Origin of the sequence: Streptomyces cyanogenus, from assembly GCF_017526105.1 — a bacterium.
Lineage (GTDB): Bacteria > Actinomycetota > Actinomycetes > Streptomycetales > Streptomycetaceae > Streptomyces > Streptomyces cyanogenus.
Genome location: NZ_CP071839.1, coordinates 6495888 through 6521516, shown reverse-complemented (window position 1 = coordinate 6521516; position 25629 = coordinate 6495888). Strand labels below are relative to the sequence as shown.

The following is a 25629-nucleotide window of genomic DNA, read 5'->3' as shown; positions in this document are numbered from 1 at the left end:
CCCGGGGATCCGCCTCGCTCGCTTCGGACACCGGCTCGCACTCGGCTGCCGCCATCCCGGACTGCGGGTGCGCGTCGCCTTCCCCCGACAGGACGTGCCAGCTGGCGATTGACCCGCGCTATCTGATCCGGGACAACCGCGTCACGCCCATCAGGATCAGCGTCGAACGAGCGTCAAGACATTTCCCGAACCCGTCCCTCATGGAGTTGAGGAAGAGCGTTCTCGATCCGCGCCCTGCTGCGAAACCGCAAGGTGAGGCATGTGGAAGCAACCTGCATCATGCTCCACGCGGTGGACCCGCGGAAACATGTAGGCACGACCCGCCCGCCACCTGGGAAACCAGAAGAACAGCAGGTCAGACACCCTTTGCTACAGGCTCAAGAATCGCGACGCACTCCACATGATGCGTCATCGGAAACATGTCGCCCTGGACGCAGGCGGTAAAACAGCAGGTTAGAGAGGCTTGCGGGTCCCGAATGAGGGCCAGCGGGCGCCCGGAGCGTCAAATGAGCGTCACGGCCGTACGTCGGTTCGGCACCAACAATCTGGCGTGGCATGGCTACCCTCAGTACGGCAGCGCCTCCCCCGGTACGGAGCTTCACGCGGTGGAGTCGTGTCGGTGCGCCCACTGTGGACCCGCCACGCGTCAGTCGGCGGGGGGCTCTGTCCCCTGCATGTCGTGATCGATTCCGGCATGCAGGGTGCGGCCGCCCGACGGGATCACCTCGATGATGAGGTTGATCCCCGGGAGTGGTCACCGGGTTTCATGCGACGAGTGACAGCGTATGTGATGTGATCAGTTGCTGTTCGAACTCGGCTGGTGTGAGGTAGCCGAGCGCGGAGTGCCGACGGCGCCGGTTGTAGTACGACAGCCAGCGGAACAGCTCCAGCCGGGTCTGTGCCTTTGAGGTCCAGCGGCGGCCATGGAGCAATTCGCGCTTGAGGCCCTGGAAAAACGACTCGGCGAGGGCATTGTCGTAGCTTGAGCCGACACGGCCCATGCTGCGGCGGATGCCGTGCCGGCGGCAGACCTCGGCGAAGGCGGCCGCGCTGTATTGGGCGCCCCTGTCGGTGTGGAAGACGACGCCGTGGACCCGGCTGCCGCGGGCAGCCACGGCCATTTCGATCGCGTCGGTGACCAGGGAGGTGCGCATGTGGTCGGCGATCGACCAGCCCACCACCTTTCTCGAGTAGATGTCGATCACTGTGGCGAGGTAGAGCCACGTCGTGCCGACGGCTCTGTATGTGATGTCGCCGCACCACCTGGTGTTCAGTGTGTCCGCGGTGAAGTAGCGCATCACCAGGTCCGGCGCGGGCGGCGCCGCGTGGTCCGCGATCGTCGTCCGCTTCTTTCTCCGCAGGTGCCGGCCGACGATGTGGTTGATCCGCATCAGCCGGGTGACGCGCTTGCGGTTGATGCTCCGTCCCCTGGCACGCAGCTCGGCATGGACGCGCGGAGCGCCGTAGGTGCCATGGTGCTCGGCATGGATGGCACGGATCTCGCTCACGGTCCGCTCCTCCTCGGCCTGGCGCTCGGCGCGGGCCTGCGCGGTGGCCAGGTGCCGGTAGTAGCCCGAGCGGGAGACTCCGAGCACATGGCAGATCCGCTTGACGCCGAAACTGGCGCGGTTGTCGGAGATGAAGTCTCACCGGCGAGGGCTCACTTCACCTCCCGGGCGAAATAAGCGGCTGCCCGGCGCAGGATCTCGCGCTCCAGATGCCATTCTTTCTCCGCCTTCAGCAGCCGGGCATTCTCTGCCCGCAGCCGGGCCAGCTCCTCCGCCTCGCTCCCGCCCGCGTCAGGGCGTCCGGGCACGGCCTGTGAGTCGTCCTTGCGGACCCACGTCCGCAGCGACTCCGCGGTGATCCCGAGATCCGCGGCCACCACCGCGTACGTCCGCTTTCCGCCCGCGGCGCGATAGAGCGCGACAGCGTCCCTCCTGAACTCCTCCGGATACGGAGACTTACGTCCCAACTGGACATCCCTCCCTGGACCATCAAGATCCATTGTCAGGGTGTCCACTCCAAAGGATCAGCCTCACGCCGAGGTCCACTCCTTCAAGGGCGACTCCTACCGCATGAAAGGACGCGAACTCGGACGCATCCCTCACGACACCACCGACAACGACTGAACAACCCCATCAGACACCACCTGGGTCAGCATTCAACCGCCCAAAGTGGGTCAGCGTTCAGCCGCCGCCGACAGTCGGCCCGTGGCCGCCGGACCGGATCCGCTGGCATTGGCTGCTCGATCCGGTCCCACAACTGACCAGCCGGTCAAAGAGACACGCGCTACACCGAAGCCCTGGCGGTTGCCTCATCAACGAGAAGGCATCGACGAGCGGATCTCCCGTATGACCTCCGCGCGCGAAGGACCGCTGGTTATCATCTCCATGTGGCTTCCGGATATTTCGACCACCCGGACCCCGTCGCTGTAAAGGGACTGCCAGTAGGAGAGGTACTGGTCGAAGCTACCGCCTCCCTGCAGCGATCCGTCGGATATCGCTTTGGCGTCATCTCCCACAACGAGGATCGCCTTGGCCCGGGAAAGGCTGGGATCGTACTGCGCGGCCGCCTCCATAATTCCGCCCAGCGCCTGGAACGGGAGCCAGTCCCGCAGCCCAGGAGATTCCGTGATGAACTCCAGCGACGCCACAAAGCTCTGGAATCTGGATTCAATTTCGTCCCGCTGGCTCCCTTCGGCGGCCCGCCCCTCCAGCCACATCTCGGCAGCCTCGCGATACTTCTCGGAGTACGAGAGCATCTGACGCTGCACGTCCGGCTGAACGGTCGGTGGTTCCAGCAGGTAGACCGCGGCCACCTCCTCCGAATGCTGTCGACCGATTTCATGGGCGATCAGGCCCCCCAGGGACCATCCCAGAACGTAGTAGGGTCCGTGCGGCTGGATTCCCTTCATCTCCTCCCAATAGCGGTTCGCCATCTCCTCCATGACGCGGTACGGCACCTCGCTCGGATCCAGCCCTGCGGCCTGTATGCCGTAGGTTCGGCAGGAATCCGCCATCTCCTGTGCGAGCGCTTCATACCAATGCGCGCTGCCGCCGCTCGGATGGATGCAGAACAGGACGTGCTCGGCGCCCTGCGCAGATGCCAGCGGTGCCAGTTCGAGGGTCAGAGGGCTTACCGACGGGCGGGCGTCCTCGGCGACCGCGCAGGCGAGCTCCGCGATAGACCTGTGCTGCATAACCTGGCGGACGGAGACGTCTATGTTGGCGGCCTTCAGACGCATCGCGACCGTCACTGCCCGCAGTGAGTGTCCGCCGAGGTCGAAGAAGTTGTCGTGGATGCCGATCTGGTCGATGCCGAGGACCTCGGACCAGATGTTGGCGATGGTGGTTTCGATGTCGTTGCGTGGGGCGGTGTAGGTGTCGGCGAGGTCGGGGCGGTCACCGGTGGGTTCGGGGAGGGCTTTGCGATCGACCTTTCCGTTGGGTGTCAGGGGCAGGGCGGGCAGGGTGAGGAACCAGCCGGGGATCATGTAGTCGGGCAGGGCACGCTTGCACCACTCGCGTAGCGCGGGTGTGTCGAGGGTGCTGCCGGCTGCGGGGACCAGGTAGGCCACCAGACGCTTGTCGCCGGGGGTGTCCTCGCGGACGAGGACCACCGCGGAGGTGATCTGGTCGTGGGAGGTGAGGACTGTTTCGATCTCGCCGAGTTCGATCCGCAGTCCGCGGAGTTTGACTTGCTGGTCGATGCGTCCCAGGAATTCCAGGTTGCCGTCGGGCAGCCAGCGGGCGAGGTCACCGGTCCGGTAGAGACGGGCGTCGGGATCGTCGTCCCTGAAGGGGTGGGGGACGAACTTCTCCTGGGTCAGTTCCGGCCGGTTCCAGTACCCGCGGGCCACCCCGGATCCGCCGATCCACAACTCGCCAGGGACACCGAGCGGTGCGAGGCGACCGTAGCGGTCCATGACATACGCCTCGGTGTTCGCAATCGGCCGACCGATCGGCGTACGGTCACCGTTCTCGCCTTGGTGGTGGAGGGTGCTGCAGACCGTGCCCTCGCTCGGGCCATAGGCGTTGATGAAGGTCCGGCCTGGTGCCCATTCGTTGACGGTCTCGAGGGAGCACGAGTCTCCCCCGACGACCAGGTTCCTGAGGCCGGGGAGCTTGTCCGCAGAGAGCGTGGAGAGCAACGTCGGCGCCACTATGAGCATGCTCACCTCCTGCGATTGCAGGGTCAGCTCCAGGGGTTCGCCCAGCTGGAGGTCGTCGGTGGAGGCGAGAACCAGGGTGGCTCCAGCACTGAATGTGGTGAAGACCTCCCAGACGGAAGCGTCGAAGCTTGGGGAGGAGAACTGTAGGACGCGGCTTTCGGCGGTCATCCCCAACTCTGCAGGGGTGTGCTGGCTCAGATTCACCAGGCCCCGGTGTCGAAGCATCACACCCTTGGGCGTTCCGGTGGATCCGGAGGTGTAGATGATGTAAGCGAGGTCATCCGGGCCAGCTTGTGGTTCGAGGTTGCCGGACCTGTGGCGTGATATGTCGGGCCATGCTTCGTCGATGACCACCTGCTCGATGTCGAGCACGGAGAAACGGTTTCGCAGCGCCGCATGGGTGATGAGGAAAGGCGCCTGGGCATCCCGCATCATGAAGTTGAGGCGCTGCTCCGGATATCCGGGATCCAGGGGCACGTAGACGCCGCCGGCCTTGAGGACACCGAGCAGTGCGACGATCAGGTCGATGCCGCGCTCGACACAGACCCCGACGAGTGTGCCGGTGCCAACGCCCCGGTCCATCAGGTACCGCGCAAACTGGTTGGCCCGGGAGTTCAGCTCGGTGTAGCTCATTGTCGTGGCGCCGTGCACGAGTGCCAGGGCCTCGGGTGTGTGAGCTGCCTGAGCCTCCACGAGCTGCTGGATCGCTATCCGGTCGGAGAACTCCTTGGCCGTGGCATTCCACTCGGAAACCAGCTGGTGCCGCTCCGATGCGGAGAGCATGTCGATGTGGCCAACCGGTACGGTCGGATCGGCAGCCACCCGCTGAAGCGTGGTCACCAGATGGCAGGTGAGCCTCTCGACCGTGGTGCGGTCGAATAGTTCTGTGGAGTACTCCACCCTGCCGTCGAGTTCCCCGTTCTCCCGTTCGCTGAGGGAGACGGAGAGATCGAACTTGGCGGTACGTGTCGTCACTTCGAGCGGAGAGATCACGAGGTCTCCCAGGCTCCATGTCCCCTCATCCGCATTCTGGAGATCGAAAGTGGTCTGGACCAGCGGAGCGCGGGTGAGATCCCGCTGTGGCACCAGTGCCTCGACGATCTGCTCGTACGGGAGGTCCTGATGCGCGTAGGCCCCCAGGGTCGTCTCCCTGACCTGCTCCAGAAAGTCCCCGAAGGTCGGGTTTCCGCTCAGGTCGGACCGCAGCACCAGCGTGTTGACGAAGAAACCGATGAGATCCTCGATCTCCGCGTGGTTCCTTCCGGCGATCGGGCTGCCGACGGAGATATCGTCCTGACCACTCCAGCGGGACAGCACGACCTGGTAGGCCGCGAGACCGACCATGAACAGCGAGGAACTGCGCTGCCTAGCGACCTCACGGAGCTCCGCAGCGATGTCCGCGGGCACGACGAACGACACCTCGCCGCCGACGCTGGACGGCGTCGGGGGGCGGGTCCGATCGGTCGGGAGTTGCAGCGGCTCCAGCCCGGTCAATTTTTCCTGCCAGTAGGCCAGCTGTCGTTCCAACGTTGTTCCGGACAGCCAGTCACGTTGCCAAGCGGCGAAGTCGGCGTATTGCAAAGGCAGTTCGGCGAGCGATGTCAGGTCACCGCACAATGCCTCCGCGTACAGCGCCTGGAGCTCCCTGGAAAGCACGCCCATCGACCACCCGTCGGCCACGATGTGGTGCATCGTGACGAGCAGCAGCCACTCCTCGTCGGCCAGGCAGACAGCCATCGCGCGCAGGAGCGGTCCGGAAGCCAGGTTGAAACTCCTGGCCGCCTCGGCGTCTACGGCCATGCGAGCGTCAGCCTCGCGCCGGCCCTGGTCCGCGACTCCTGAGAGGTCCAGCAGGTTGATTTCAACTGGCCAGGGAGCATCGACCACCTGGACCGGTTCGCCGTCACCGCGCACCACGAACCGGGTGCGCAGCACCTCGTGCCTCGCCACGAGAGCGGAGAACGCCGTCGAGAGGGCGGCGAGGTCGAGACTGCCGGCAATCCGCAAGCCCAGCGGTATCACGTACTCCGCGCTCCCTGGTTCCAGCTGGTCCAGGAACCAGAGTCTGCGCTGCGCGAACGACAAGGGTGCTTCGGTGGCCGCTGAGCGCCGAACCAGCTGTTGCGCGATAGCTCCTTCGACCGCTGGCAGCCCAGCAGCCATCAACGCGACTGTGGGTGACTGGAACAGGTCTCGAACCGAGACGTTCGAGTCCAGGACCTTCGCAACTCGGTTGACGACTCGGGTGGCGAGGAGTGAGTGTCCGCCGAGGTCGAAGAAGTTGTCGTGGATGCCGATCTGGTCGATGCCGAGGACCTCGGACCAGATGTTGGCGATGGTGGTTTCGATGTCGTTGCGTGGGGCGGTGTAGGTGTCGGCGAGGTCGGGGCGGTCACCGGTGGGTTCGGGGAGGGCTTTGCGATCGACCTTTCCGTTGGGTGTCAGGGGCAGGGCGGGCAGGGTGAGGAACCAGCCGGGGATCATGTAGTCGGGCAGGGCACGCTTGCACCACTCGCGTAGCGCGGGTGTGTCGAGGGTGCTGCCGGCTGCGGGGACCAGGTAGGCCACCAGACGCTTGTCGCCGGGGGTGTCCTCGCGGACGAGGACCACCGCGGAGGTGATCTGGTCGTGGGAGGTGAGGACTGTTTCGATCTCGCCGAGTTCGATCCGCAGTCCGCGGAGTTTGACTTGCTGGTCGATGCGTCCCAGGAATTCCAGGTTGCCGTCGGGCAGCCAGCGGGCGAGGTCACCGGTCCGGTAGAGACGGGCGTCGGGATCGTCGTCCCTGAAGGGGTGGGGGACGAACTTCTCCTGGGTCAGTTCCGGCCGGTTCCAGTACCCGCGGGCCACCCCGGATCCGCCGATCCACAACTCGCCAGGGACACCGAGCGGTGCGAGGCGACCGTAGCGGTCCATGACATACGCCTCGGTGTTCGCAATCGGCCGACCGATCGGCATTCCCGAGATTGCGGCACGAGTCTTGTCCACCGGGTAGGCGGTGGCGAAAGTGGTCGTTTCCGTCGGCCCGTAAACATGCACCAGCTCAGCCGGCCCGTGCTCGCCGCAGACGAGTTCCGAAGCCACCACCTGGTCGATCAGCTCACCGCCGTACAAGACCCGACCAACACTGGCGAACACGTCCGGGCATTCACGTACGTGCTGGTTGAACAGCGCCGAGGTCAGGAACAGAGCGGACACCCGATGACGCCGCAGCGCCGACCTCAACGCCGTGGCACTCAAAACGGTGTCCTTCGACAACAGCGCGATCGAGGCCCCGCAGACCAGAGGGGCCCAGCACTCGAAGGTGAAGGCGTCGAAGGAGAAGTTCGCGGCCTGGGCCACCACATCTTGTGACGTCAGTGGAGCGAACCAGTTGTCCTCCACCAGCCGGCGGATCGAGCGGTGTTCGATCATGACGCCCTTGGGCGTTCCGGTGGAGCCGGAGGTGTAGATGATGTAGGCGAGGGCGTCGGGTGCCGCCTGCGGCCGGGGGTTCGCCTGGTCGAGAGTCGCCAGAGCGGGCCGCTCCTGATCGATCAGCAGCTGCCGTACACCAGCCGGCAGACGCCCGGTCAGCGACGCCTGTGTGATCAGCAGGGGTGCCTGAGTGTCCTGGAGCATGAACTCCAGACGCTGCTGCGGATAATCGGGGTCCATCGGCACGTAGGCGGCGCCGGCCTTCAAGATCCCGAGCAGCGCGACGATCATGTCCGGTCCGCGCTCCAGGCAGACCGCGACGAGACTGCCCGACCCCACCCCTTGCGTGATCAGGCAGTGCGCGAGTTGGTTGGCGCGGGTGTTGAGCTGCTGGTAGGTGACCTCGATTCCACCGCTGACGACAGCGACCGCGTCGGGAGTACGCGCGGCCTGCCGTTCGACCAGCTCGTGCACGGTCAGCTCGTCGTTATGGGCGACGAAGGTGTCGTTCCAGGTGTGGAGCAAAAGCTCCCGCTCACCTGGATCGAGAACCTCCACCTGACTGAGGGACTGGTCAGGGTCAGCCGCCACCGCCTGGAGAATCCTGACGTAGCGATCCGCGAGGCGCTCGATGGTCGCCCGGTCGAACAGTTCCGTGGAGAAGACGAGGTCGCCATGGAACCCGCCGCTGCTGTCCTCGCTCAGGAATAGCGAAAAGTCGAATTTCGAAGTCTCGGTGGGAAGCTGGAATGGCTCCACGGTCAGCCCCGGAAGGGCCCAGTCCTCGCCAGAGCCGGAGATGGCAAACGTGCAGTTCACCAGTGGCATGCGGCTCAGGTCTCGCTGAGGGGCCAGGTCCTCGACGAGGAGGTCGAAGGCCAGATCCTGATGGGAGTACGCATCGAGGGTCGTTCCCTTGACCTGCCTCAGAAGATCCCTAAAGGTCGGATCACCGCTCAGATCGGAACGGATGACCAAGGTGTTCACGAAGAAGCCGATGAGGTCTTCCACCTCTGCCCTGTTCCGGCCTGCGATCGGAGTGCCCACGGAGATGTCGTCCTGCCCGGTCCAGCGCAGCAGCACGGTCTGGAAGGCAGCCAGCATCGTCATGAAGAGCGAGGCGCCTTCTTCGGTGGTGAGTTCACGCAAGCCCGACACCACGGCGTCAGGCACCGTGAAGTAAACACTGTCGCCGGCGCCCGATGGCACCGCGGGGCGGGGACGGTCCGTCGGCGGCTCGGCCGGTTCGAAACCGGCCAACTGCTCACGCCAGTAGGACAGCTGGCGCTCGAGTACCGGGCCGGACAACCACTGGCGCTGCCACGCCGCGAAGTCAGCGTACTGGATACCGAGCTTGGGGAGGTCGGTCTCGGCAGCACGGATCCGCGCCGCGTAGAACGCGCGAAGGTCCCTGGTCAGGATGTCGATCGACCAGCCGTCGGCAACGATGTGGTGCAGCGAGACGAGCAGAAGGTGGACGTCGGCCGCGAACCGGACCAGTTTGACGCGCAGCAGCTTCCCGGAGGACAGGTCGAAAGGCCGACAGGCCTCTTCCTGGATCAGTTTCAGCGCGCTCTCCGCCTGGGGTTCAGAGTCCTCCGAGATGACCAGGTCGAACACGGAGAACTCGAACTCTGGAGAGTCGTAAGCGATTTGTACCGGGACGCCCTGGTCGCCCGTCTCGAACCTAGTCCGCAGCACTTCATGCCGTTCGACGACATCCCGGAAGGAGTCCCTGAGCACCGGCACGTCCAACGGTCCGTGCACGCGGAATGCGAACGGCATCGCATAGTCTGCGCGCCCCGGGTTCAACTGATCCAGGAACCACAGCCGCTGCTGGGCGAAGGACAATGTCGCGGGGCCGAAATCGTCCCGGGGTGAGATTGTGCTGACCTTGCTGCCTCGGTGCATCCGAGCGAGCAGAAGCGACTCGGCGGTTGGCTTGTCCATACTTACTCCACTCTTGTGCTGATCAACGTTCTTCGGCCGCGCCATCGTCGGTGGGGTCATCCGCACCAACACCGGCCACAAGTTCCACGAGCTTCTCGGTGAACGAGGCCACGGTGGGAGCCAGGAAGAATTCGCGCAGGGAGATCTCCAGGCCGGTGAGGGACTCAACTCGGTTGACGACTCGGGTGGCGAGGAGTGAGTGTCCGCCGAGGTCGAAGAAGTTGTCGTGGATGCCGATCTGGTCGATGCCGAGGACCTCGGACCAGATGTTGGCGATGGTGGTTTCGATGTCGTTGCGTGGGGCGGTGTAGGTGTCGGCGAGGTCGGGGCGGTCACCGGTGGGTTCGGGGAGGGCTTTGCGATCGACCTTTCCGTTGGGTGTCAGGGGCAGGGCGGGCAGGGTGAGGAACCAGCCGGGGATCATGTAGTCGGGCAGGGCACGCTTGCACCACTCGCGTAGCGCGGGTGTGTCGAGGGTGCTGCCGGCTGCGGGGACCAGGTAGGCCACCAGACGCTTGTCGCCGGGGGTGTCCTCGCGGACGAGGACCACCGCGGAGGTGATCTGGTCGTGGGAGGTGAGGACTGTTTCGATCTCGCCGAGTTCGATCCGCAGTCCGCGGAGTTTGACTTGCTGGTCGATGCGTCCCAGGAATTCCAGGTTGCCGTCGGGCAGCCAGCGGGCGAGGTCACCGGTCCGGTAGAGACGGGCGTCGGGATCGTCGTCCCTGAAGGGGTGGGGGACGAACTTCTCCTGGGTCAGTTCCGGCCGGTTCCAGTACCCGCGGGCCACCCCGGATCCGCCGATCCACAACTCGCCAGGGACACCGAGCGGTGCGAGGCGACCGTAGCGGTCCATGACATACGCCTCGGTGTTCGCAATCGGCCGACCGATCGGGGCGGCAGGGATCTCGTAGGTGATGAGGTGCGAGGTGGCAGTGATGGTCGTTTCGGTCGGCCCGTATGTGTTGTGGATCGGTGTGGTGGTGTGCTTGAACCACTGGCCGAGCAGCTTTGGCGGTATCTGCTCGCCGCCGAGGATCATGAGGCGGAAATCGGTACCGAGCGGCTGGTCGGCGTCGAGGTGAGGGAGGAGATGCTGCCAGAGAGAGGGGGTCAGTTCCGCGACAGTGATGCTGTTATTCCGGATCTCACTGATGATGCGGGTCGGGGTCCACTTGTGGTTGTCGCGAAGGATGATGCGCCCGCCCGACATGAGAGTGGGGAAAATCTGTTCGGCAGCGGCATCAAAGCTGACCGAGGCGAACTGGAGGGTGCGGTCGGTTTCCGTGAGCGCGTACTGCTGTCGCATCTCCTGGAGGCGGTTGCTCAGGGAGCGGTGTTCGATCATGACGCCCTTGGGCGTTCCGGTGGAGCCGGAGGTGTAGATGATGTAGGCGAGGGCGTCGGGTGCCGCCTGCGGCCGGGGGTTCGCCTGGTCGAGAGTCGCCAGAGCGGGCCGCTCCTGATCGATCAGCAGCTGCCGTACACCAGCCGGCAGACGCCCGGTCAGCGACGCCTGTGTGATCAGCAGGGGTGCCTGAGTGTCCTGGAGCATGAACTCCAGACGCTGCTGCGGATAATCGGGGTCCATCGGCACGTAGGCGGCGCCGGCCTTCAAGATCCCGAGCAGCGCGACGATCATGTCCGGTCCGCGCTCCAGGCAGACCGCGACGAGACTGCCCGACCCCACCCCTTGCGTGATCAGGCAGTGCGCGAGTTGGTTGGCGCGGGTGTTGAGCTGCTGGTAGGTGACCTCGATTCCACCGCTGACGACAGCGACCGCGTCGGGAGTACGCGCGGCCTGCCGTTCGACCAGCTCGTGCACGGTCAGCTCGTCGTTATGGGCGACGAAGGTGTCGTTCCAGGTGTGGAGCAAAAGCTCCCGCTCACCTGGATCGAGAACCTCCACCTGACTGAGGGACTGGTCAGGGTCGGTGGTGACGGCCTCCAGCAGACGGATCAGACGGTCCGCGATGGAGACGACCGTCGAGTGGTCGAACAGATCCGAGAGATACTGGACGTGCGCGGTGATGCCGGCCGGCTGTCGGTCCGCGGTATGCGTCTCGGTCATGCCGAAGTCCAGGTCGAACTTGGCCGTGCCGGTACTGATGTCGTGCCAGGTGGTGTTGATGTTGGTGAGGCTGGTGTCATCGCTTCCGTCGTTCTGGAAGGCGAGCATGACCTGGAAGAGGGGGTGATGCGCGGCGGTGCGGGTGGGGTTGAGTTCCTCGACCAGGCGCTCGAAGGGAATGTCCTGGTGTGCGTAGGCGTCCAGGTCGGTGACGCGGACACGTGCGAGGAGCTCGCGGAAGGTCGGGTCACCAGTCGTGTCGGTCCGCAGGACGAGGGTATTGACGAAGAACCCGATGAGGCCCTCGAGTTCTTCTTCGGTGCGCCCGGCGATGACGGAACCGATGGGGATGTCAGTGCCCGCGCCAAGACGGGTCAGCAAAGTGGCCAGGGCAGCCTGCATCACCATGAACATCGTGCACTGGTTCTCACGTGCCAGGTCCGCCAGCCGCGCATGAAGATCCGCCGACAGCCGGAACTGGTGGATACCGCCATCGTGCCCGGCCACCGCCGGACGCGGCCGGTCGGTGGGAAGCCGAAGCTCCTCCGGCAGATCCGCGAGCTGAGCACGCCAGTACTCCAGCTGCCGTGACACAACGCTCTCGGGATCGCCCTCCGCGCCGAGGAGCTCACGCTGCCACAGCGTGTAATCGGCGTACTGGACGGGCAGCGCATCCCACGCCGGACCCTCACCATCCACCCGCGCGTTGTAGGCCGTGCTCAGATCACGGCCCAGCGGACCCAGCGACCAGCCATCACTCGCAATGTGGTGCAACAGCAGGAGCAGAACATGCTCATCCGGCGTGGTGCGGAACAGATGCGCGCGGATCGGGATCTCGCGGGCCAGATCGAACACGCCGGCCGCGGCCTCAACCGCCCGCTCCTCCACCTCCCCAGCCTCAACATCGAGCTGATGAAGCGTCACCAGCGCCTCCGCCGCCGGCAGCACACACTGATACGGCTCACCGTCCACGGACGGAAACACCGTCCGCAAACTCTCATGCCGCTCCACCAGATCGTTCAGCGCCGCCCGCAACGCCGAAACATCCAACTTCCCCGACAACCGCAACAGCCACGGCACGTTATACGTCGCACTCGGCCCCTCCAACTGACCAAGGAACCACAAACGACGCTGAGCAAACGACAACGCCACCTGCTCACCCCGCTCCACCCGCCGCAGCACCGGCCGCGACCCGCCAACCGCACGCAGACACCGGGACAACCGCGCAACCGTGGGCGCCTGGAACAAGTCCCGAATCCCCAACTCACTGCCCAGCACCGCACGCACCCGGCTCACCAACCGCGTCGCCAACAGCGAATGCCCACCCAAGGCAAAGAAGTTGTCGTCCACCCCGACCCGGTCCGCACCCAACACCTCGGCGAACAGACCGCACAGAATCTCCTCCTGTGCAGTCCTCGCCCTGTGTTTCACCTCAGGTGGCTGCTCGTCGGGTGCCGACAGTGTGCGCCGGTCGAGTTTCCCGTTAGACGTCAACGGCAAAGTGGACAGCACGACGAACCCAGCCGGGACCATGTATTCCGGCAGCTCGCGGGCCAGGAACTCACGAACCGCGGCAAGATCCAGATCGGCTCCACGACTCGGCACCACATAGGCCGCCAGCCGCTTGTCCCCCGGCACGTCCTCACGCACGATCACAACGCACCGGCCCACACCCGGGCACCGCGCCAGCACCGACTCGACCTGTCCGAGTTCGATCCGCAGTCCGCGGAGTTTGACTTGCTGGTCGATGCGTCCCAGGAATTCCAGGTTGCCGTCGGGCAGCCAGCGGGCGAGGTCACCGGTCCGGTAGAGACGGGCGTCGGGATCGTCGTCCCTGAAGGGGTGGGGGACGAACTTCTCCTGGGTCAGTTCCGGCCGGTTCCAGTACCCGCGGGCCACCCCGGATCCGCCGATCCACAACTCGCCAGGGACACCGAGCGGTGCGAGGCGACCGTAGCGGTCCATGACATACGCCTCGGTGTTCGCAATCGGCCGACCGATCGGCATTCCCGAGATTGCGGCACGAGTCTTGTCCACCGGGTAGGCGGTGGCGAAAGTGGTCGTTTCCGTCGGCCCGTAAACATGCACCAGCTCAGCCGGCCCGTGCTCGCCGCAGACGAGTTCCGAAGCCACCACCTGGTCGATCAGCTCACCGCCGTACAAGACCCGACCAACACTGGCGAACACGTCCGGGCATTCACGTACGTGCTGGTTGAACAGCGCCGAGGTCAGGAACAGAGCGGACACCCGATGACGCCGCAGCGCCGACCTCAACGCCGTGGCACTCAAAACGGTGTCCTTCGACAACAGCGCGATCGAGGCCCCGCAGACCAGAGGGGCCCAGCACTCGAAGGTGAAGGCGTCGAAGGAGAAGTTCGCGGCCTGGGCCACCACATCTTGTGACGTCAGTGGAGCGAACCAGTTGTCCTCCACCAGCCGGCGGATCGAGCGGTGTTCGATCATGACGCCCTTGGGCGTTCCGGTGGAGCCGGAGGTGTAGATGATGTAGGCGAGGGCGTCGGGTGCCGCCTGCGGCCGGGGGTTCGCCTGGTCGAGAGTCGCCAGAGCGGGCCGCTCCTGATCGATCAGCAGCTGCCGTACACCAGCCGGCAGACGCCCGGTCAGCGACGCCTGTGTGATCAGCAGGGGTGCCTGAGTGTCCTGGAGCATGAACTCCAGACGCTGCTGCGGATAATCGGGGTCCATCGGCACGTAGGCGGCGCCGGCCTTCAAGATCCCGAGCAGCGCGACGATCATGTCCGGTCCGCGCTCCAGGCAGACCGCGACGAGACTGCCCGACCCCACCCCTTGCGTGATCAGGCAGTGCGCGAGTTGGTTGGCGCGGGTGTTGAGCTGCTGGTAGGTGACCTCGATTCCACCGCTGACGACAGCGACCGCGTCGGGAGTACGCGCGGCCTGCCGTTCGACCAGCTCGTGCACGGTCAGCTCGTCGTTATGGGCGACGAAGGTGTCGTTCCAGGTGTGGAGCAAAAGCTCCCGCTCACCTGGATCGAGAACCTCCACCTGACTGAGGGACTGGTCAGGGTCGGTGGTGACGGCCTCCAGCAGACGGATCAGACGGTCCGCGATGGAGACGACCGTCGAGTGGTCGAACAGATCCGAGAGATACTGGACGTGCGCGGTGATGCCGGCCGGCTGTCGGTCCGCGGTATGCGTCTCGGTCATGCCGAAGTCCAGGTCGAACTTGGCCGTGCCGGTACTGATGTCGTGCCAGGTGGTGTTGATGTTGGTGAGGCTGGTGTCATCGCTTCCGTCGTTCTGGAAGGCGAGCATGACCTGGAAGAGGGGGTGATGCGCGGCGGTGCGGGTGGGGTTGAGTTCCTCGACCAGGCGCTCGAAGGGAATGTCCTGGTGTGCGTAGGCGTCCAGGTCGGTGACGCGGACACGTGCGAGGAGCTCGCGGAAGGTCGGGTCACCAGTCGTGTCGGTCCGCAGGACGAGGGTATTGACGAAGAACCCGATGAGGCCCTCGAGTTCTTCTTCGGTGCGCCCGGCGATGACGGAACCGATGGGGATGTCAGTGCCCGCGCCAAGACGGGTCAGCAAAGTGGCCAGGGCAGCCTGCATCACCATGAACATCGTGCACTGGTTCTCACGTGCCAGGTCCGCCAGCCGCGCATGAAGATCCGCCGACAGCCGGAACTGGTGGATACCGCCATCGTGCCCGGCCACCGCCGGACGCGGCCGGTCGGTGGGAAGCCGAAGCTCCTCCGGCAGATCCGCGAGCTGAGCACGCCAGTACTCCAGCTGCCGTGACACAACGCTCTCGGGATCGCCCTCCGCGCCGAGGAGCTCACGCTGCCACAGCGTGTAATCGGCGTACTGGACGGGCAGCGCATCCCACGCCGGACCCTCACCATCCACCCGCGCGTTGTAGGCCGTGCTCAGATCACGGCCCAGCGGACCCAGCGACCAGCCATCACTCGCAATGTGGTGCAACAGCAGGAGCAGAACATGCTCATCCGGCGTGGTGCGGAACAGATGCGCGCGGATCGGGATCTCGCGGGCCAGATCGAACACGCCGGCCGCGGCCTCAACCGCCCGCTCCTCCACCTCCCCAGCCTCAACATCGAGCTGATGAAGCGTCACCAGCGCCTCCGCCGCCGGCAGCACACACTGATACGGCTCACCGTCCACGGACGGAAACACCGTCCGCAAACTCTCATGCCGCTCCACCAGATCGTTCAGCGCCGCCCGCAACGCCGAAACATCCAACTTCCCCGACAACCGCAACAGCCACGGCACGTTATACGTCGCACTCGGCCCCTCCAACTGACCAAGGAACCACAAACGACGCTGAGCAAACGACAACGCCACCTGCTCACCCCGCTCCACCCGCCGCAGCACCGGCCGCGACCCGCCAACCGCACGCAGACACCGGGACAACCGCGCAACCGTGGGCGCCTGGAACAAGTCCCGAATCCCCAACTCACTGCCCAGCACCGCACGCACCCGGCTCACCAACCGCGTCGCCAACAGCGAATGCCCACCCAGATCGAAGAAACTGTCGTCCACCCCGACCAGGTCCGCACCCAACACCTCGGCGAACAGACCGCACAGAATCTCCTCCTGCACCGTCCTCGCCCTGCGACCCACGCCCTGCGACTGGAAATCGGGCGCCGGCAACGCACGCCGGTCGAGTTTCCCGTTAGACGTCAACGGCAAAGTGGACAGCACGACGAACCCAGCCGGGACCATGTATTCCGGCAGCTCGCGGGCCAGGAACTCACGAACCGCGGCAAGATCCAGATCGGCTCCACGACTCGGCACCACATAGGCCGCCAGCCGCTTGTCCCCCGGCACGTCCTCACGCACGATCACAACGCACCGGCCCACACCCGGGCACCGCGCCAGCACCGACTCGACCTCACCGAGCTCGACCCGGAAACCACGGATCTTCACCTGGTCATCGACCCGCCCTAGGAAATGCAGCGTCCCCTGCGCTGTCCAACGGACCAGATCACCCGTGCGGTACATCCGCGAACCACTGGGCCCATAAGGACTAGCGACGAAACGCTCAGCAGTCAGACTTGGACGGTTGAGGTAGCCACGAGCGAGGCCCGCCCCGGCGAGATACAGCTCACCGACGACGCCGGGCGGAACCGGGAGGAGTTTTGTATCCAGGATGTAAGCGCGCATGTTCTCGATCGGGTGGCCGATGGAGATCGCCCCCATCGGTATCTCCGCGTCTGGTTGCACCCTGAATTCGATGCACCCGACCGCAGCCTCGGTCGGACCGTACTCGTTGATCACAGTGACGCCGGGATGGGCCGATCGCCACTCCATGAGCTGTTCGCCGACCAGCGCCTCACCGCCGACCACCAGGTCCCCGGTCTTGAAGGCATCCGGCTCAAGTTCCGACAGGAGACTGAGGTGGCTCGGCGTCGCTTTCAGGAAAGTCAGCGAATGGTAGCTGGCAAGCCCCTCCTGCAAGCTACCGATCTCCATGCAGCCACCTGAGACGAGCACACCGTGCAGGGGCGTAACGGTCAGGTCGAAGGAAACAGAAGAATGCAGGATGGTGCGCCCAGAAAGTCCGGGATAGGCATCGCGAGCCCAACTCACGTAGTGAGCCATGGCACTGTGACTTACCACGACGCCCTTGGGGTTTCCCGTCGATCCAGATGTGTAGATGACGTACGCAGGATTCCCCATAAGTAGGGGTGCGACGCGTTCGGTATCGGTCAGGTCGTCAGAGGCGAAGGCTGCCCAGACCTCGATCGATTCCTTCGAGACGGACAGGCGGGCAAGAGTGGCGGGCAGCGCACCCTCGAACGATTCGAGCACCTCGGGCGCGGCGAGCAGGAGCGAGGGACGTGCATCGGCCAGCATGAACGCCACGCGATCAGGCGGCTGTTCCACCTCGAGCGGCAGGTAGGCCGCGCCGGCCTTGGCAATAGCCAGCAGCGCGATGATCAGCTCGGCCGAGCGAGGAACTGCCACAGCTACAAGCTGTTCTGGGCCGATGCCCTGTCCGACGAGCAGGCGGGCGAGTTGGTTGGCGCGGGTGTTGAGCTGCTGGTAGGTGACCTCGATTCCACCGCTGACGACAGCGACCGCGTCGGGAGTACGCGCGGCCTGCCGTTCGACCAGCTCGTGCACGGTCAGCTCGTCGTTATGGGCGACGAAGGTGTCGTTCCAGGTGTGGAGCAAAAGCTCCCGCTCACCTGGATCGAGAACCTCCACCTGACTGAGGGACTGGTCAGGGTCGGTGGTGACGGCCTCCAGCAGACGGATCAGACGGTCCGCGATGGAGACGACCGTCGAGTGGTCGAACAGATCCGAGAGATACTGGACGTGCGCGGTGATGCCGGCCGGCTGTCGGTCCGCGGTATGCGTCTCGGTCATGCCGAAGTCCAGGTCGAACTTGGCCGTGCCGGTACTGATGTCGTGCCAGGTGGTGTTGATGTTGGTGAGGCTGGTGTCATCGCTTCCGTCGTTCTGGAAGGCGAGCATGACCTGGAAGAGGGGGTGATGCGCGGCGGTGCGGGTGGGGTTGAGTTCCTCGACCAGGCGCTCGAAGGGAATGTCCTGGTGTGCGTAGGCGTCCAGGTCGGTGACGCGGACACGTGCGAGGAGCTCGCGGAAGGTCGGGTCACCAGTCGTGTCGGTCCGCAGGACGAGGGTATTGACGAAGAACCCGATGAGGCCCTCGAGTTCTTCTTCGGTGCGCCCGGCGATGACGGAACCGATGGGGATGTCAGTGCCCGCGCCAAGACGGGTCAGCAAAGTGGCCAGGGCAGCCTGCATCACCATGAACATCGTGCACTGGTTCTCACGTGCCAGGTCCGCCAGCCGCGCATGAAGATCCGCCGACAGCCGGAACTGGTGGATACCGCCATCGTGCCCGGCCACCGCCGGACGCGGCCGGTCGGTGGGAAGCCGAAGCTCCTCCGGCAGATCCGCGAGCTGAGCACGCCAGTACTCCAGCTGCCGTGACACAACGCTCTCGGGATCGCCCTCCGCGCCGAGGAGCTCACGCTGCCACAGCGTGTAATCGGCGTACTGGACGGGCAGCGCATCCCACGCCGGACCCTCACCATCCACCCGCGCGTTGTAGGCCGTGCTCAGATCACGGCCCAGCGGACCCAGCGACCAGCCATCACTCGCAATGTGGTGCAACAGCAGGAGCAGAACATGCTCATCCGGCGTGGTGCGGAACAGATGCGCGCGGATCGGGATCTCGCGGGCCAGATCGAACACGCCGGCCGCGGCCTCAACCGCCCGCTCCTCCACCTCCCCAGCCTCAACATCGAGCTGATGAAGCGTCACCAGCGCCTCCGCCGCCGGCAGCACACACTGATACGGCTCACCGTCCACGGACGGAAACACCGTCCGCAAACTCTCATGCCGCTCCACCAGATCGTTCAGCGCCGCCCGCAACGCCGAAACATCCAACTTCCCCGACAACCGCAACAGCCACGGCACGTTATACGTCGCACTCGGCCCCTCCAACTGACCAAGGAACCACAAACGACGCTGAGCAAACGACAACGGAATCATGAGTTCTCCACTTCAAGTTCAAGCCGCATACGCCGCAGCGTCGGGGAGATTGAGGGGGCGGGCTGGAGACGTTGCACCAGATCGGACCGTCGGTGCGTGGGAGGGTTCCTGAACACCCAGTTCGCTCCCCATCGCCACGCGAACACGGGTCGCCAACCGCGTCGCTAATGGGAGGTCACGTCTGAGGATTGAACAAGCTCGCCATAGCATCGCGCAGGCTTTGAGGGCGCATGTCATTCCAGTGTGCGTCAATGTATTCGACGCACTCCTTCTTCGCGGTGGCACCGTACTCAGTGGTCCATCCGGCTGGGATTTTCACCGTCGATGGCCAGAGGGAGTATTGCCCCTCAGCGTTTACCAAGACGAAGTAGGTAGAATTGGTGCCCTCAAATGGGTTCGACATTATTCGACTCCTTGCTGGTTAATTCCGGGAAAGCATCCTGCAGGTGCACTGGATTGCGGTCGTTACGCCATCAGCCTGCGAATTTCGGATATGACTTCGACGAGAGCTGCCCGCTCCGGGATAGTCGTCTCCGGGTGCCAGAGATCCACCAGGAGGCAGGTCCGTGGGCGAGCCCCCTTGTTCCAGGCTTCATGCTCGAACGAGTAGTCGAAGAGAAGGCAGTTCCCCTCCTGCCACTCCCTGGTCTCGCCGGCGACTGTAATCCCGCACTCTTCGGGTATATCGACGGCGAGATGCAAATTGATGCTGAAGTTCCACAGGTCGCAGTGTGGGCTGATGGTAGCCCCGGGCAGCAGGGTGGAGAAGTGACTCTCCAAAAGTGGGCAGATCTTACCTGTCTCCACGGCATATTCGTTGAGAATGCTGAAAGCAGTGGGAACGGACGCGCGCGAGGCGGGAACGGGTGCCCCATCCCGAAACAGGTAGAGCGCCTGCCAGTTCTCTTGGCGGGTCAGGTAGTGCTCGTACGCCGAGAACGCGGTGCCGTTGCCGGTCCAGGCTGCATCGAACTCCCGCTTGATTGTGACGTGGTTCGATTCAAAGGCGCGGACTATGGGAGCGATCTCGGGGTGGGCATAGGGGTCGTGCCAGGGGTTCTGCGAGATGCCTGGCATGATCCACTTTGCTCCCGCCTGAAGTGGGTGCCGTTTCTTTCTGTCGGCGTAGAGCATTTCCTCGACCCGCTCAATCGAGTTCTCCCCATGAGTAGCTTTGATTTCTTCGAAGATCTTCTCTATCTCAGGTGTCATGATCCTTCGCCGGTTCCTTCCAGTGAATGTGGGGTCAGGTGGGGATAAGAAGAAAAATACGGCGAGCCAGGCGGCCCAATGCCGTGTCAGTCATGCGCACCTCGATACGTTGGTGGATCGGCAGGGCGCCAGCCGTAGGTAATGGTGGAATGGATTTATCCAGCAAGCGCGCGAAGAATAGATGTACAGGTCAGGTCAGGCCGTAATTAGGTATTATCTTCCGGGACTTCGTGCCCGAGCCACAGGAAAGAACACTGCATGCTGCGCCGGCGCAATGCTGGGAAGTTGGCTATTTGCGGCGCCCGTCAAGGTTGAGCGAATGCGGGGACTGCATGTTGTAGCTGACATGACATGCTGTACTGGCTTCGCGCAGAACGGGGAGCTGGCGTCGCGCCACGGCGTAGACGGGGTGTTGGGTGGCGCATGGGCGCACTCGGCCGGCGTCGCTTGGGAAGGGGTCGGCCGGTTCGGGGAGTTGCACGCCTGGCGGTCGAGACCTCGGTGTTCCGCTGAGGATCACACCCGCGCGAGAGTGCCGATCGCAGCGATGTACTGCGGCAGGTGCTTCCAGATCTCGGGCGTGTAGAAGTGCCCACCTGGCAGCGGATCGTGACGGTAGTCACCCACTGTCAGCTCCCTCCATCGCACCCCAGCATCGCTCTCAATGACTCCATCATCGATACCGGACAGCATCTGTACAGGCGTGGTCACCTTGGAGTCGGCGGTGTAGCGGAACGTGTCCCGCACACGAATGTCGGCACGCATGATCTCCAAGGCCATTTCCTGGAGATCAGGATCGCCGAGGACGTGCGGCGCCATCAGCCCGTGCGTTTTCATCCACTCCAGAAGCTCTGTGTCGGTGTCATCCCTGGACGGGAACATGTCCCTCGGTGTCAGGCCTCGGCTCGGAGCATTACACGATGAGACCACCAGCGCGTCCGGAGCCCGCTGGCCAGCGGCCTCGATGCGGGCAGTGACGTCGAAGGCCATCCAGCCACCCATGCTGTGGCCGAAGAGGATGTACGGACGATCGACAGCCGAGATCACCGCGCTGGCAGCGTCCTCGGCCAGAGCCGCCCAGTCGGTGGCGAAGTCCTCCAAAAACCTTCCCTCCCTGCCGGGGTAGCAGATCGCCGTGAGATCGGTGCCCTCAGGGAGTGTGTCTGCCCACAGGTGGTAAGCACCCGCTCCGCCCCCGCAGAAGCCCAAGCAGATGAGCGTGCGTGCGGCATCCTCCGACCGTCGCAGGCGTATGACTGTCGTGTCCTGAAACAGAGACATGAAGAACCTCTTGGAATGGGTCAGGTTCCGATATTTAGCGGGGCTGGTCAGCTGCCCGCCGCTACGCTGGCATGCAGAGACTCGACGTGCGCGGCCAAGTCGCGCAACCGGGGGTACTGGTACACATCCTTGGTAGGCATGATCAGACCCAGCTGCTTCTTCAGGCGGGCCACCACGCGCAGCGCGATCAGCGAGTGACCCCCCAGCGCGAAGAAGTCGGCATCTGCACTGACGCGGTCTTTCCCGAGCACCTCGGCCCACACTTGGGCGATCAGCGTCTCAAACTGGCCCTCCGGCGAGGTCTCAGCGGCTTCCTCCTCGCCAGGCCCCGCCGCATCCGGCGCAGACAGAGCAGCGATATCGACCTTGCCGTTGATGGTCAGCGGAAGCGCTTCGAGAGAGACGAACGCAGCGGGAACCATGTACGCCGGCAACCTGTCACCGACGTACTGCCGCAGTCCTTCATCGGCCGGACCGGTCTCCGCAGGCACGTAGTAGGCCAGCAGTTGCTCACCGGCAGTAGGACTGCTGTGCAGGACCACGACCGCCTGTGCGACCCCCGGGGCGGAACGCACCATCGCCTCTATCTCGCCCAGTTCCACACGGAATCCGCGAATCTTGACCTGCCGATCGAGACGACCGAGGAACTCCAACGCTCCATCCAGACGCCGGCGGACCCTGTCTCCGGTCCGATACATGCGGTCTCCGTTCCTCGCGAACGGATCGGCGACGAATCGTTGAGCGGTGAGCCCCGGACGGTTCACGTACCCTCGCGTCACCCTGGGACCAGCAAGATACAACTCGCCTGGAGTGCCGGTAGGCACCACCTGGAGCGCGTCATCGAGCACATACGCTCGAACTCCCTGCAGCGGAGGGCCGATGTGCGGTCCCTCTCCCTCGATCCATGCGGCAGCGGCATCCACCGTGCATTCGGTGGGTCCATACAGGTTTAGAGCTTCGATCCTTCCGCCAGCACCCGCTGACGCGAGTTCCTGCCACATGCGCTCTGACACAGCCTCGCCACCAACGAAGAGCCGCAGCTTCCGCCCATTCGCTACCGGTGCCAACAGACAGTCGCGAAGGATCTCCCAGTGGGACGGCGTCAGGTCAAGGTCGTCGACCTCGTGTTCGTCGATGACCGCACGCAGTTGTGCGGGATCCGTGCGCTGCTGCTCGTCGATGATGACCAGAGTGTCCCCTCGGCATACGCGAGCCCACTGCTGGACTGACGCGTCGAAGGACACACTGGCATTCCAGCCCACGATCCGGGGCTGCGGAGCGTACATGCCGGCAGTTTCCAGGGCGGTCAGTAGCGAAGCAACGCCCCCATGGGTGGCTTCGACCCCCTTTGGAACACCCGTCGATCCGGACGTGTAGATCACGTAAGCCGCTGAGTCAGAGCAGAACAGCGGCTCCACCTGCGGGTCGTCGTCAACCCCATTGCTCACGTCCTCCGCCAGGACCCTCTCGATTCCCGTCGGCCAGGCATGTCCGGTCCCCTCATCCAGGACGACCTTGATGCCCGAGTCACGAGCCATGTACTCGAGCCGCTCCTGCGGATATGTGGGGTCGAGAGGCACGTACGCCGCGCCGACCCGCCACACCGCCAACAGCGCCACTACCAGATCCACACCGCGGGGCAGGCACACACCGACCCGTTCCCCCTGCTGCACGCCGCTGGACGCCAGAGCGCCTGCCAGGAGAGCTGAACGCCGGTCGACCTCCGCGAAGGTGACACTGCCCCTCTCGCTCTTCACCGCGAGGCGACCCGGGTGCGCCAGCACTGCCTGCTGAAAACGCGACATAAGGCCGACCGCATGATTGCCCTCCACATTCTCTGAGCTTTGAGTGTCGTGGCCGCCTTGGTCAAACACGCGTTACCCTTTCTAAACCTACGAAGCGACTTATCCTTCCCGGAGGCTCCCCGCTCCGTGTCGTGCTCTGCAGGCAGACAGGAAGCGCGCCGGTTGCGAACTCCGCCGTTACAGCCGGGTCGCAGCGGGGGCTACGGTTGGTCGGCAAGCCTGGATGTCAACGGGAGCCCCCATCGCCACGACGATCTTGCGATCGCCCTGGAAGGAATCCCGTCCGTGAGCGGTCAGGATGTTGTCGACGAGCATGATGTCGCCCGGCTGCCAGGTCTCCCGCACAGTGGCCTCCGCGTAGGCGGCGCTAATGACCTCGAGTTCCTCCTGGGTGAGCCTGGCGCCATCGCCGAAGCTGGTCTCGAACGGCAGCCCGCCAGGGCCAAACTCATCGATCAGCGCCTCACGGATGTCCGGGTCCAGCGCCCACGAATTCCAGAATGCAAGGTGGTTGAACCACACCTCTTCCCCCGTCTCGGGGTGCCTGACGATTCCAGGCCGGAGCTGGGCGGTCCGAAGGTGGTCGGCGTCGTCCCAATTACACGAGATTAGGTTTTCACCGCAATACTCCTCCACCTGCTCCTTGCTGTCCGAAGCGAAAACTGTCCGCCAGTCCAGGGAGATGTGCTCGGAGTAGTTCCTGGTCAGGATCCACCCGGTCGCCCGCATCCGCTCGACCAGTTCCGAGGGAAGGCTCCGCAAAATCCTCCGGCAGTCCGCCACCGGCGTGGCTCCGCCCTCCTCTGGAGCGGTCAAGCAGGCGAACATGAGCAGGCCCGGGAAGGTCAGGGTGTAGCTGTTCTCGTTGTGCATGCGGATCGGCTGGGACGGCGGAAGGTCGGTGGACGAATATATGTCCTTACCGAAACTGCTGCGAGGGGTGGCCTTTTCGCGATAGGGAGTGCGCTGAGGAATGAATACATCCCTGATCATGGCAACAGAATCAACAGTGTTCACCGGTAGCCCGCGTAGGTAAACGGCACCGTACTCGCGCAATCCTGCCATTATCTCCGGATGGGTCGACGTGAGCCACTTGCAGGTGTCACCGATTCCGTCGAACTGAGGAGCGGTGACACTGGCAGGCTTACCCGCCTCGAATGTCCAGGCCAGGCAAGGAGCACTGCCGAAGTCTACTGAAGTCCCCACTACACATCCTTTTATTTCTCATTGAAATCGACTATCGACTGGCGTGACCGTGCTATGAGCGTCGGCGAGCATGGTCGATCAGCCGGTCTTACGTGGGAGTGAACGGGTCAGCCTCGCGCTCATGGCCGCGGCCGTGTCCATCACTGCCGCTATGTAGCGGGATCGGTTCGCGAGTCGCTCCATTTGGGCATCGCCAGCGAGCAGCGCAACGGAGCCGGCGACCACCGGGCCGAACCAGAGGGGGGCCGCGATCACGGTTCGACCCGGCAATGAAGAAGGGCCCACCGCGTGTCCTTCCGCCCTGATTCGAGAAGTGCCGATATTGCGGCTGGCGGCGGGTCCGAGACAGGCGAGAATCACGAGGCCTGCGGCATCTGCCTCCAGAGGCGCGGCTTCTAGCGTCTGCAGCGCTGCACGCGGGGCGGTGAGCAGCTCTTCGCCGTGAGCTCCGCATGCTCGCGCTTCGCAGATACGCATCGGGCTGCCGATGAGGTGTGGCCGGTAAGCAAGTGCGATCTGCCCGGTTCTCGACTGCATCCTGACGAGCTCGGCCCTTACCGCTGGCGAGACCTGATCATCTGGTGACGGTCGACGTGTGATGAGAGAAGGCGGGTTATCGTGCCGTAGGCCGATCAGGGAGTACCGGGCGCGTGGCCCCCGCTGTTCGACGGCTCCTTCTCGAACGAGCGCCTGCAGGTACCGGTGCGCCGTAGGCGCGGGAAGTCCTGCAGATTCCGCGATCACGGCAAGCGGCTGCTCTCCGACACCTGGCCGGCGCAGTGCTCTCAGCACAGCCATGGTGCGTGACACGGCGACACCCGTGCGGTCTGAAGCGGCGGCATTGGGACGCAGCAACGCGAACTCCCCTCGCTGTCGAGGACCCATCGCGTCTCCCACAACGCCCATGCGATCCTGAGGGGAATCCTTCCCGGCAACGCCTTGACGTGCCAGGTTCCGTATATTCCTATCGTGGAAATATAGGAACGTGG

The 25629-nt window shown here is 64.5% G+C and carries 8 protein-coding genes and 1 pseudogene; all 9 read right to left on the bottom strand.

The features are described from left to right. Window positions 1–764: 764 nt before the first annotated feature. Window positions 765–1975: pseudogene (locus S1361_RS29335) on the bottom strand (IS3 family transposase). A 345-nt stretch (window positions 1976–2320) separates the two neighbouring features. Then, a complete protein-coding gene (locus tag S1361_RS29325; RefSeq protein WP_208034900.1) occupies window positions 2321–9541 on the bottom strand; it encodes a non-ribosomal peptide synthetase in 7221 nt (2406 codons plus the stop codon). Between the two features lie 22 nt (window positions 9542–9563). Beyond that, window positions 9564–19136: a non-ribosomal peptide synthetase gene (locus tag S1361_RS29320; protein ID WP_208034899.1), complete on the bottom strand. Its 9573-nt coding sequence runs from the start codon at window positions 19134–19136 to the stop codon at window positions 9564–9566. A gap of 175 nt (window positions 19137–19311) precedes the next feature. Further along, complete coding sequence (locus S1361_RS29315; RefSeq protein WP_279577629.1) at window positions 19312–19539, bottom strand: MbtH family protein; 228 nt, start codon at window positions 19537–19539, stop codon at window positions 19312–19314. Between the two features lie 62 nt (window positions 19540–19601). Beyond that, window positions 19602–20348 carry an aspartyl/asparaginyl beta-hydroxylase domain-containing protein gene (locus S1361_RS29310; RefSeq protein WP_208034898.1) on the bottom strand — a complete coding sequence of 249 codons (747 nt, stop codon included), beginning with the start codon at window positions 20346–20348 and terminating at the stop codon, window positions 19602–19604. A gap of 516 nt (window positions 20349–20864) precedes the next feature. Then, entirely contained in the window at window positions 20865–21629 is a 765-nt protein-coding gene (locus S1361_RS29305; protein WP_208034897.1) for a thioesterase II family protein, read from the bottom strand. A gap of 47 nt (window positions 21630–21676) precedes the next feature. After that, complete coding sequence (locus S1361_RS29300; RefSeq protein WP_243769339.1) at window positions 21677–23503, bottom strand: non-ribosomal peptide synthetase; 1827 nt, start codon at window positions 23501–23503, stop codon at window positions 21677–21679. A 108-nt stretch (window positions 23504–23611) separates the two neighbouring features. Further along, window positions 23612–24640 carry a TauD/TfdA family dioxygenase gene (locus tag S1361_RS29295; protein WP_243769338.1) on the bottom strand — a complete coding sequence of 343 codons (1029 nt, stop codon included), beginning with the start codon at window positions 24638–24640 and terminating at the stop codon, window positions 23612–23614. 78 nt (window positions 24641–24718) lie between these two features. Then, window positions 24719–25525, bottom strand: a complete 807-nt coding sequence (locus S1361_RS29290) for a helix-turn-helix domain-containing protein (RefSeq protein ID WP_208034896.1) — start codon at window positions 25523–25525, stop codon at window positions 24719–24721. Window positions 25526–25629 lie beyond the last annotated feature (104 nt).